The organism is Streptomyces sp. NPDC050164 (genome assembly GCF_044459945.1).
Taxonomy (GTDB): Bacteria; Actinomycetota; Actinomycetes; order Streptomycetales; family Streptomycetaceae; genus Streptomyces; species Streptomyces coeruleorubidus_A.
The window spans coordinates 61,591-71,903 of record NZ_JBITJK010000021.1; the positions used below are offsets into that span (position 1 = coordinate 61,591).

Consider the following 10,313-nt stretch of genomic DNA (forward strand, 5'->3'; position numbering starts at 1 on the left):
TACGCGAAGGGGACCCGGTAAGGCTACGCGTCGACCTCGACCAGCCGCTTGCCGTCGAAGGTGACTACCTCGAAGTGGTCGATCTCGTTCGGCTCGAAGGCGGCGCCGCCCTGGACGTACAGCGGCTCCTTGGCCTTCTCGGACTTGGCGTCCGGCAGGCCGTAGCCCCATTCCGGGACGGACCAGGAGGACAGGGTCTCCCGCTCGCCGTTCTTGCCGACCGCGACGAGGGCGCACTTGAGCGGGCCCTTGACGTTCTTCAGCTCCGTGACCACGCCCGTCCCCCAGTCCTTCTTCTGGAGGGCGACCGTCGCGGTGACCTTGGTGCTCGGGTCGGTGGCCGAGATCTTGTCGGAGATGCCGTCGAAGGCCTCCTTGGCGGGGCTGGAGGCGAGCGGGCGGTTCTCCGCGCCGCCGCCGTCACCGCCGCCGTTCGTCGCGACCGCGACGAAGGGGCCGCCGATGATCAGCGCGCCGGCCGCGGCCACCATGTAGAAACTGCGGCGGCGCTTCTGGGCGCGGCGGTCGGCGACCTCGTCGACCAGCTTCTCGACCAGGCGCGGCCGGGGCTTCGCGGACAGCGACTCGCCGATCGCGGGCGTGCCGGAGCCGGGCAGGTCGGCGAGGGCGGCGAGCATCGGCTCCATGCCGGCCAGCTCGTCGAGCTGCTGGGCGCACCATTCGCAGGTCGCGAGGTGGGCTTCGAAAGCGGTTGCTTCGGCGTCGTCGAGGATGCCGAGAGCGTAGGCGCCGACGGTCTCGTGCTCGTTCGGCACCGGAGATCCCTGCATGGGTCCAGACATACCCATGCCTCCCGTACCGAATCCCTGGTTTCCCCCGTAAACACTCATCACGCCGTCACCCCCCGCTCCTCCAGTGCCAGCTTCATCGAACGCAGGGCGTAGAACACCCTGGAGCGGACGGTTCCGCTGGGTATGCCCAGGGTCTCGGCCGCCTCATTGACCGTACGCCCCTTGAAGTACGTCTCGACGAGCACCTCCCGGTGGGCGGGGGTCAGGTCGTCGAGTGCGTCCGACAGAGTCATCAGCCACAGCGCCTTGTCGATCTCGTCCTCCGCGGGGATGACCTCCAGCGGCGACGGGTCGACCTCCTGCGGCCGGGCCTGCCGGCTGCGGTGGCCGTCGATGACGATGCGCCGGGCGACCGTCACCAGCCAGGGGCGTACCGATCCGGTCGCTCGATTGAGCTGTCCGGCGTTCTTCCAGGCACGGATGAGCGTCTCCTGCACGACGTCCTCGGCGCGCTGCCGGTCTCCGGCGACCAGGCGCAGGACATACGCAAGCAGGGGTCCGGCGTGTTCGCGATAGAGCGCACGCATCAGCTCCTCGTCGGGTTCCGAGGGCTGGGACATGCGATGTCGGGCCCTCGGTGCACGTTCATTGGCCACGACGGAATCCTTGCGCACGCCCACCTCCGGTGTCCGGGGGTTCCCCCAGTCGGTCGCTCCACATGCCGTACGGACGCGAGCGGTTGGGCGTTCAAAGAGACGTGACAGATTTCTTCGAAGTGACGTGACGAGCGGGACATGGGCGCACATTCCCACCCCGCATCCTTTACATTTCCGCCACATTGGCAAGATCAAGCCAGGCCTTCCCTACGGGGGCGTAGGTAAACGGCGTGTAATCGAAATCACTTCGACAGCGCATTCACAGAAGTCGCATTTAGGACAAGAAAATTGAATGCAGCGCCCACCCAACGCCCTTGCTGCGAAGGGCAAAAGGGACTCAAGCGCGAGTGAGTGCCGCGCGGCGACGGTGCCGGGCGACCCGTTCGCGGTTCCCGCAGACCTCGCTGGAGCACCAGCGCCTCCTGCGTCCCCGGGAGGTGTCGAGGTACACGATCGGGCAGTTGTCGCCCTCGCACTGGCGCAGGGCCGCCCGGGCGACCGGGTCGGTCATCAGGTCCACGGCGTCCCGGGCGACGGCCGCGAGCAGGGCGGGGCAGCCGGGCGGGCCGTCCAACTGTCGTACGAGTTCGCCGTCCGCGCCGCGGACGGCGCGCGGGGCGGGGGGCGCGGTACGGGCGAGGTCGTTGACGCGCGCGAGCGCGAAGTCGTAACCCCGGGCTCCGGATCCCGACCAGCCGCGCACCAACCGGTCGACCTGGCCGCGCAGTTCGCGGAAGGCGGTCGGCCAGGTGGCGTCGGCGTGGGCCAGGGCGGTGTCCGCCGGGACGAGCCCGGAGCCGGTGATCCAGGCGCGCAGCACGTCCACGGAGTCCAGCCGTTCCTCCGGATGCGTGGTGGAGAGCAGATCGAGGCAGATCCGCCCGGCATCGAAGCGCAGCTCGTACGGGGCCGTGGCCGTACCCAGTGCCATGTGCCTGTCACCGCCTAGGGTGCACCCCGGTCGCGAGGGGTTCGGTGGGGTGCCAGTGAGAGGGCTGGGAAACCGTTCCCTCTTACAGTGCCTGCCCACTGCGACGCCGGAAACCCCCCGCACGGGCCGGTCGTGAGGGGGGGCTTCGCCCGGGCACGGGTTCCGGCCATGGCGTGCACGCCTTGCCGAGCGGCGGCGGGTGTCAGCGTGGCGGTATCTCGCTCAACTCGCGGATGCGGTCACGCGTCCGCGTACTTCGTGTCCGCTGCCGGGTCCAGGGCGAGGCGGTAACCCCGCTTGACCACCGTCTGGATCAGTTTCGGGGCGCCGAGGGCCGTGCGGAGGCGGGCCATGGCTGTTTCGACGGCGTGTTCGTCGCGGCCGGAGCCGGGCAGGGCGCTGAGGAGTTCCGCGCGGGCGACCACCCAGCCGGGGCGACGGGAGAGGGCGCGCAGGAGGGACATGCCGGCGGGCGGCACGGGCTTGAGTTCGCCGTCGACCAGGACGGCGTGGCCGCGGATCTCCACCCGGTGCCCGGCGATCGGCAGCGCGCGTGCCCGGCCGGGCAGTTCCTTGCAGAGGAGCTGGACGAGAGGGCCGAGCCGGAAGCGTTCGGGCTGGATCGTGTCAATGCCGCGGGACTGCAGCGGCAGGGCGGTGACCGGGCCGACGCAGGCCGACAGCACGTCGTGGCTCAGGGCCTCCAGTACCTCGGGGAGCATCCCGCGCTCCTCCGCCCGGGAGAGCAGGGAGGCCGCGGCCGGGGCGCTGGTGAAGGTCAGCGCGTCCACGCCCCGGGAGATCGTCGCGTCCAGGAGCCGGTCCACCGGGGCGATGTCCTCCGGCGGCATCCACCGGTAGACGGGCACGCCCACGACCTCGGCCCCGCCCTCCCGCAGCGCCTCCACGAACCCGGGCAGCGGCTCACCGTGCAGCTGGATCGCGATCCGCTGCCCGTCGACGCCCTCCTCCAGCAGCCGGTCGAGCACCTCCGCCATGGACTCCGACGACGGCGACCACTCCTCCGTCAGCCCGGCGGCCCGGACCGCGCCCTTCACCTTGGGCCCGCGCGCCAGGATCCGTACTCCGCCGAGCCGCGACAGCAGATCGTCGCCGAGCCCCCAGCCGTCGGCGGCCTCGACCCAGCCCCGGAAACCGATCGCGGTCGTGGCGACGACGATGTCCGGCACCTGGCGGATGAGCTCCTTCGTCGCGCCCAGCAACTCACTGTCGTCGGCGAGCTGCACGATCCGCAGGGCAGGGGCGTGCAGAACGGCGGCACCGCGCCGCTGCAGCAGCGTGCCCAGCTCGTCGGCCCGGCGCGCGGCCGTCACGCCCACGGTGAAACCCGCCAGGGGCCCGTGGTCCGGTCGCTGTTCTTCCTCGTCCATGGCTCTCGTCCCGCACTCGAGTCGTCGTACTTCATGGGTACGGCGTACCTACATGCCGATCGAGCCTGTCAACGGCTCGTGACAGGCCCGGATCGGCTTGATGTCGCTCGTGTTACCGATGCCGTTTTCCGCCGGATCGACGGCTTCGGGCTTCGGCCGGGGATCCGGGGGTCGTCCCCCGGATCAGCACGGCGTCATACCTTGGCGTAGCTGAGCTGCGGCTCCGCCTCCGAGGTCGCCGTCGTGGCGGGTACCCGGGGAGTCGTGCGGCGAAGGTATACGGCCCAGGTGACCGCGAAGCAGACCGCGTAGAAGGCGAGGAAGGCGACGAAGGCGCCGGTGCCGGAGCCGTAGGAGAGGAAGGACTGGCGGAAGGCGAGGTTGATGCCGACACCGCCGAGGGCGCCCACCGCGCCGATGAGTCCCATGGAGGCGCCGGAGAGGCGACGCCCGTAGGCAGCGGCCGCTTCACCCTTCAGCCCCTTGGCGAGGGCCTTGTTCTGGAAGATGCCCGGGATCATCTTGAACGTCGAGCCGTTGCCGAGCCCGCTGAGGACGAACAGCACCACGAACGCCACGGTGAACAGCGCCAGCGACTTCTCCATCGAGGCGCCGATCAGGATCGCCGTCGCGACGCCCATGCCGACGTAGTTCCACAGGCTGATCTTCGCGCCGCCGTACTTGTCGGCCAGCCAGCCGCCCAGGGGCCGGATCAGCGAGCCGAGGAGCGGACCGATGAAGGTGACGTACGCCGCCTCCAGCGGGGTGCGTCCGAACTGGTTCTGCAGGACCTGGCCGAAGGCGAAGCTGTAGCCGATGAAGGAGCCGAAGGTTCCGATGTAGAGGAAGGACATGATCCACGTGTGGGCGTCCCGCGCGGAGTCCTTGGCGGCACCGGTGTCGTTCTTCACGTTCTCGATGTTGTCCATGAAGAGCGCGGCCATGACGGCGGCTACGAGGATCAGCGGGATGTAGATCCCGAGCAGCACCCGCGGCCCGCCGCCGGCGCCGATGATCCCGAGGGCGGCCAGCTGGATCACCGGTACGCCGATGTTGCCGCCGCCCGCGTTCAGGCCGAGGGCCCAGCCCTTCTTCCGCAGCGGGAAGAAGGCGTTGATGTTGGTCATGGAGGAGGCGAAGTTGCCACCGCCGATGCCCGCCAGCAACCCGACGAGGAGGAAGGTGGAGAAGGAGGTACCCGGCTTCATCACGGCGAACGCGGCGACGGTCGGGACGAGGAGGAGGCCGGCGGAGATGATCGTCCAGTTCCGGCCGCCGAAGATCGCGACGGCGAAGGTGTAGGGGACGCGGACGACGGCGCCGACGAGCGTGACCACCGAGGTCAGCATGAACTTGTCAGCCGGGGTCAGCCCGTACTCCGGGCCCATGAAGAGGACCAGGACGGACCACAGGGTCCAGATCGAGAAACCGATGTGCTCGGAGAGCACGGAGAAGAAGAGGTTGCGGCGCGCGACCTTCTCCCCGGTTTCCTTCCAGAAGGTCTCGTTTTCCGGATCCCAGTGCTGGATCCAGCGTCCGCCCCTGCTCGGGGGTGCGGGTGCCGTGCCAGGGCCTGTCATGACGCCTCCACTTGCTCCGGGACTCGGTCGTTCTTCGAGTGGCTGAACCCGAAGGTAGGGAGGACGCGTTTCGTGGCTGTGCCAGCGGGTGACCGCGAGGGAACTTTGCTCTCACCCCGGCCATGGGCGGGATGAGAGGTTCGGTGGCTTGTGTCAGCGTTGCGGGGGCTGCCAGTGGGGATTCTGCTGAGGATACGGCTGACTGTAGGGGCCGGGGGGCTGAGCACCGTACGGGCCCGGTGCGGGCTGACCAGGGTACGCGCCCGGCGCGGGCTGGCCTCCGTACGGACCAGGGGCGGGCTGGGCGGGGTAGGGGCCGGGGGCGGGCTGGGCTGCGTAGGGGCCCGGCGCCGGCTGGGCGTACGGCCCCGGCGCCTGCTGTCCGTAACCCGCGGGGGCGCCCCCGGCCGGAGCGGGCATCCCGCCGGGCTGGCCCGGCATCCCGGGCGGCTGACCCGGCGCACCCGCGTGTCCCGGGGCCCCGGCCCCCGGCCCGCCGCCGTACGGCCCGCCTGCGAAGGGATTGCCGTGCCCCGGCATCTGCTGCCCCGGCGGCAGATACCGCACCCGCCCGTTCTCATCGGTCATCGGCATGAAGCCGGCCGCCTGCAACCGCGCGGCGAACTTCGTGTTGCGCCCCCGCGTGACCAACAGCCCGATGCCGAGGATCGCCATGAACAGCAGCCACACCACACCCGACGCGATGAAGTCGAAGGACTCACCGCCGGTGCGGAGGGCGAGGACCACGCAGCCGGCGGTGATGCCGAGGGCCACGTAGCCCATGCGCTTCTCGGCGTTCTTGCCGGTGAGGTCGAAGTTGATGCGGGCCTTGAGGAGTTCGAAGGCGTCCGGCACAAGCGGCGGCAGGGAGACACCGTCGCCGGCACCCGGGTACTGCGCCCAGTTCTGCGCGGCCCTGGCCCGGGCCTGCGGGCTGGGGTCGGGCAGGATCAGCATGGTGAGCGCGCCGTTGCGGCCGGTGCTCTGCCGGACGTCCGCGTACTCGTAGCCGAACTGCTGGGCGACGAAGGCCAGCCGGGCGAGTTTCTTCACGGACGCCATCGGGCTGGTGAGCTCGACCGGTTCTCCGCTCGCCATCAGCCGCAGCATCTTCTGTGTCTGCCGCTTACTCATCCCCACCGCTCCCGCCGACCACACGTTCACAAGCGCAACCCGGGCAGTTTTCCACATCGGAGAGGGGATTGCGCAGAGGGGCCCAAGATCCTCTAGCGGACCCCACACGGGTAAGGGGAGAGTCCATGTCCGCCGAGTTGGGGGCCGAACCGCCGAAGGCGCAGCGCTCCGCCCTGCCGGTGATCCCCTTCGACATGGTGGAGGGTGCTGGTCGTGGCGCTCATCCTCGCCCTGCTCGGGTGGCTCCTGCCCCGTGAGCTCACCCCCCGTCTTCGCCGTGCGGTTGCTTCACACACCCGTGGCGCTTATCGTTTATCGATAGCATCGATAAACGATAAGCAGGGTGGGGCAACATGACCGAAGACCGGAAGATGCTCGAACCCATGGCCACGGTCGTGTCCCTCGCCCTACGCACCCTGCTGGTCTTCCTGACGGCAGGGCTCGTCTTCTCGGTCATTCACGGCAGTTGGGCGGACGTCGACGCCTGCATCGCCGACGAGTCGACCACCAGCTCGGTCACCGCCGACGCCTTCATCCCCGAAAACGGGATGCAGGTCGACTCGATCCCCCGCTACTGCGCCGAGACACCCGACGCGCTCCTGCGCCTCCTGGACGAACTCGGCGAACTGCCGTCGACCCTGCTGCTGATCAGCGGCCTCTTCCTGTTGCACCGACTCCTCCAGGGAGCGGCGCGGGACGGTGTCTACACAGTGCGGACGGCATCCCGCCTCCGCCTGCTCGGCTGGTGGCTGCTCGTCGGGAGCCTGGTCGCCGAGATCATCGAGGCCAACGCCAAAGCGGCGCTGCTCGCGGCCCTGACCAAGACCGCGGACTTCACGGCCGGGACCTGGCTGAGCATGTGGACACCTCCCTACCTGGCCGTACTGACCGGTCTCGGTCTGCTGACCTTCGCGCGGATCACCCGCGCAGGCACGTCCATGCGTGAGGACCTCGAGGGGGTCGTCTGATGGCGGCCGACGACCCCGAGGGTCACGACATCGAGGTGCACCTCGACAAGCTCCTCAGTGAGCACGGCATGACCCTCACCGAACTCGCCAACCGCGTCGGCGTGACCAACGTCAATCTGTCCGTGCTCAAGAACGGACGCGCCAAGGCGATCCGGTTCACCACCCTCACCCGGATCTGCGAAGTCCTGCAGTGCCAGCCGGGAGACCTCCTCAGCTACCACCCCGGATCGTCCTCCGGAAATCCTCGGAAGCCCTGACCCCCGCACGACCAACTCGACACTTCCCCCCTGAAAAGGAGACCCAGATGTTCAGCGTCATGGATACGGGTACGAAGATCGCGATCGCGGTCGCCCTGGTCGCCCTGATCACCGCGGTGATCGCCGTGGGCCGGTGGCTCACTCGCCGCTGAGACCCTTCCGTCGGCGTACGCGGTTCGGGCGTACGCCGACATGTCGTCGACACAGGCGGTGTCGAGCGAGGCTCTTCACACGAGGGGGCGACGACTTCCAAGGCGCGACTTCGCCCAGGATCATGCCGTTTGACGCACTTGCAGATACTGACCGCCTGGAAGTGGTGGCCACCGCTTCCGTTTTGCAGGCGTGACCCTGCGACCCTCCGAAAACCCCAGGTAAGCGCTGGTGGGTTTTGCCGCCGAAATCAGCCGCAGCAATCGGAGCCATTCGTTCCGTTCATGAGGGCCTTGCGGACATGATCCCGGCCGCCCTACTCTGCGATCCGATCAAGCGGACCCGTCTATATGGGGTGCCTGTGCAATACAGCGCTCTCCCTGTCGCCGCTGCGGTCGGCTCAGCCGCCCGCTTTCCCCTACGGCCTCCTGACGGATCACGCCAGTGCGTCACGCCCGTGCGTGAAGACCGCACGTAGACACGTTTCGCCACCCGGCTTTTTCATGCCGGAATTCTCCACTCACATCCCTGCATGCTGAGTCATGCCTGCTTACTTCCGAGAGCGAAATGAAAAGACGGATATGGACGACGGTCGTCACCACGGTGATGACCGTGACCCTCGGCGTGATCCCCGCCCATGCTGTTACATCGCCGAGCACCGCCGCGGCCAACACAGCGGAGGACGACCTGGCGGGAAGCGCGACGCAGGACGACCCGATCGACCCGCCGCTGTACGACGAGACCGCCGATGGCGACACCGTCCGCGTCAACGTCGTCACCGAGAACCGCGACGACCTCTCCAGCGTGGCGAGCACCGGCGAGACGGTGCAGTCCTTCTCGACCCTGCCGGTCGTCACGCTCAGGGTCGACCGGACCGGCCTGGACGAACTGGCAGCCCAGGACGGCGTCATCAGCGTCAGCGAAGACGTACCGGTGCCTCCGACGCTGGATGAAAGCGTGCCCCTCATCGGCGGCGACAACGCCATCAAGGCGGGCAGGACCGGCAAGGGCAGTGCGATCGCCGTCATCGACACCGGCGTCGCCACCAACCACCCCTTCCTCAAGGACCGGGTCGTCTCCGAAGCCTGCTTCTCCACGATCGACGCCGCCTATTCCGCCACCAGCCTGTGCCCCAACGGCACAGCGAAGCAGGAAGGCACCGGCGCCGCCAACTCCGCCGGCGGACCGTGCGCCACCCTCGAAGGATGCGACCACGGAACCCACGTAGCCGGCATCGCCGCAGGCAACGGCGCGGGCGTCCCCGGAGCCCCCGCCACCGGTGTCGCCCCCGACGCCGACATCATCGCCATCCAGGTCTTCAGCAAGTTCGACTCCACGAAGTACTGCGGCACCGCCGCCGCCACACCCTGCGTCCGCAGCTTCACCAGCGCCCAGATCGCCGCGCTCGAGAAGGTATGGCAACTGCAGCAGGCCGGAACTCCGGTCATCGCCGCCAACCTCAGCCTCGGCTCCGCCAGCTACACCACCGCCTGCACCAAAGACGCCCGAAAGCCCGCCATCGACAAGTTGCTCGACGCCGGTGTCGCCACCGTCGCCGCGTCCGGCAACAACGGCCTCGAGACCGCGGTCAACGCCCCCGCCTGCGTACCCTCCGCCATCGCCGTCGGCTCCACCACCGACGACGACGAAGTCTCCTCCTTCAGCAACCGCGGCCCACTGCTCGACCTGTTCGCCCCCGGCAACGGCATCATCTCCTCCGTACTCAACGGCTATGACTCCAAAAGCGGCACCTCCATGGCCGCTCCCCACGTGACCGGAGCCCTCGCCAGCCTCAAGCAGGCCTACCCGGACAAGAGCGTCACGGACCTCGAGTCGCTGCTGAAGACGGCCGGGACGACCATCACCGAGGCGGGTGTCAGCACCCCCCGCATCGACATCGGCAAGGCTCTCGGAGAAGCGGAGCCGGAGCCCGAACCGGCCACCAGGCCCCTCCCGTCCAAGATCATCAATGATGCGGACCACATCGTTCCCGACGCCGGTTCCGTGCAGTCGCCGATCACGGTCAACGGGTTCTCCGGCAACGCCCCCGGGGCGCTGCAGGTCTCGGTGAACCTCACGCACGAATGGCTCGGCGAGGTGAAGATCGACCTGGTCGACCCGGATGGCAAAACGTACGCCCTCAAGACAGCGAACGGGACGGATCCGGGCGGCACGCTCAGCAAGACCTACACGGTCGCCGCCGGCGCCTCCCCGGCCAACGGCACCTGGACGCTCCAGCTCCAGGACACCTCCGCGGGCGCCGAAGGCACGCTCGACAACTGGTCGCTGACGTTCCCCTCACACGAGAACCAGACCGACCACGCCATTCCTGACGCCGGTTCCGTGGAATCGCCGATCACGGTCAGCGGGCTCACCGGCTCCGCCCCGAAGACACTGCAGGTGTACGTGGACGCCACGCACGAATGGCTCGGCGACGTGGAGATCGGCCTGGTCGCCCCGGACGGCAAGACGTACCCGCTGAAGTCGACGTCCG

At 68.8% G+C, this 10,313-nt stretch carries 9 protein-coding genes; 3 read left to right on the forward strand and 6 right to left on the reverse strand.

Going from position 1 to position 10,313, the window contains the following annotated elements:
* Positions 1-23: 23 nt before the first annotated feature.
* The 6 genes from ACIBNA_RS25790 to ACIBNA_RS25815 form a co-directional block, all read right to left on the reverse strand.
* Positions 24-851: an anti-sigma factor family protein gene (locus tag ACIBNA_RS25790; protein ID WP_399167489.1), complete on the reverse strand. Its 828-nt coding sequence runs from the start codon at positions 849-851 to the stop codon at positions 24-26.
* Positions 851-1,372, reverse strand: coding sequence for a sigma-70 family RNA polymerase sigma factor (locus ACIBNA_RS25795; RefSeq protein WP_010039908.1), 522 nt, complete (start codon positions 1,370-1,372; stop codon positions 851-853). The genes ACIBNA_RS25790 and ACIBNA_RS25795 overlap by 1 nt, the downstream gene beginning before the upstream one ends.
* Positions 1,373-1,745: 373 nt before the next feature.
* Positions 1,746-2,339, reverse strand: coding sequence for a CGNR zinc finger domain-containing protein (locus ACIBNA_RS25800; RefSeq protein ID WP_399167490.1), 594 nt, complete (start codon positions 2,337-2,339; stop codon positions 1,746-1,748).
* A 239-nt stretch (positions 2,340-2,578) separates the two neighbouring features.
* Entirely contained in the window at positions 2,579-3,730 is a 1,152-nt protein-coding gene (locus tag ACIBNA_RS25805) for a uroporphyrinogen-III synthase (protein WP_399167491.1), read from the reverse strand.
* Between the two features lie 194 nt (positions 3,731-3,924).
* Complete coding sequence (locus ACIBNA_RS25810; RefSeq protein ID WP_399167492.1) at positions 3,925-5,310, reverse strand: nitrate/nitrite transporter; 1,386 nt, start codon at positions 5,308-5,310, stop codon at positions 3,925-3,927.
* A gap of 153 nt (positions 5,311-5,463) precedes the next feature.
* Complete coding sequence (locus tag ACIBNA_RS25815; protein ID WP_399167493.1) at positions 5,464-6,444, reverse strand: hypothetical protein; 981 nt, start codon at positions 6,442-6,444, stop codon at positions 5,464-5,466.
* Between the two features lie 353 nt (positions 6,445-6,797).
* Between ACIBNA_RS25815 and ACIBNA_RS25820 the strand changes: the two genes are divergently transcribed.
* From ACIBNA_RS25820 to ACIBNA_RS25830, 3 genes are all read left to right on the forward strand, one after another.
* Positions 6,798-7,412: a hypothetical protein gene (locus tag ACIBNA_RS25820; RefSeq protein WP_399167494.1), complete on the forward strand. Its 615-nt coding sequence runs from the start codon at positions 6,798-6,800 to the stop codon at positions 7,410-7,412.
* Positions 7,412-7,669 (forward strand): helix-turn-helix domain-containing protein, encoded by a 258-nt coding sequence (locus ACIBNA_RS25825; RefSeq protein ID WP_399167495.1) that lies wholly within the window; start codon positions 7,412-7,414, stop codon positions 7,667-7,669. The genes ACIBNA_RS25820 and ACIBNA_RS25825 overlap by 1 nt, the downstream gene beginning before the upstream one ends.
* A 717-nt stretch (positions 7,670-8,386) precedes the next feature.
* A partial coding sequence (locus tag ACIBNA_RS25830; RefSeq protein ID WP_399167496.1) for a S8 family serine peptidase occupies positions 8,387-10,313 on the forward strand: 1,927 nt, incomplete at its 3' end.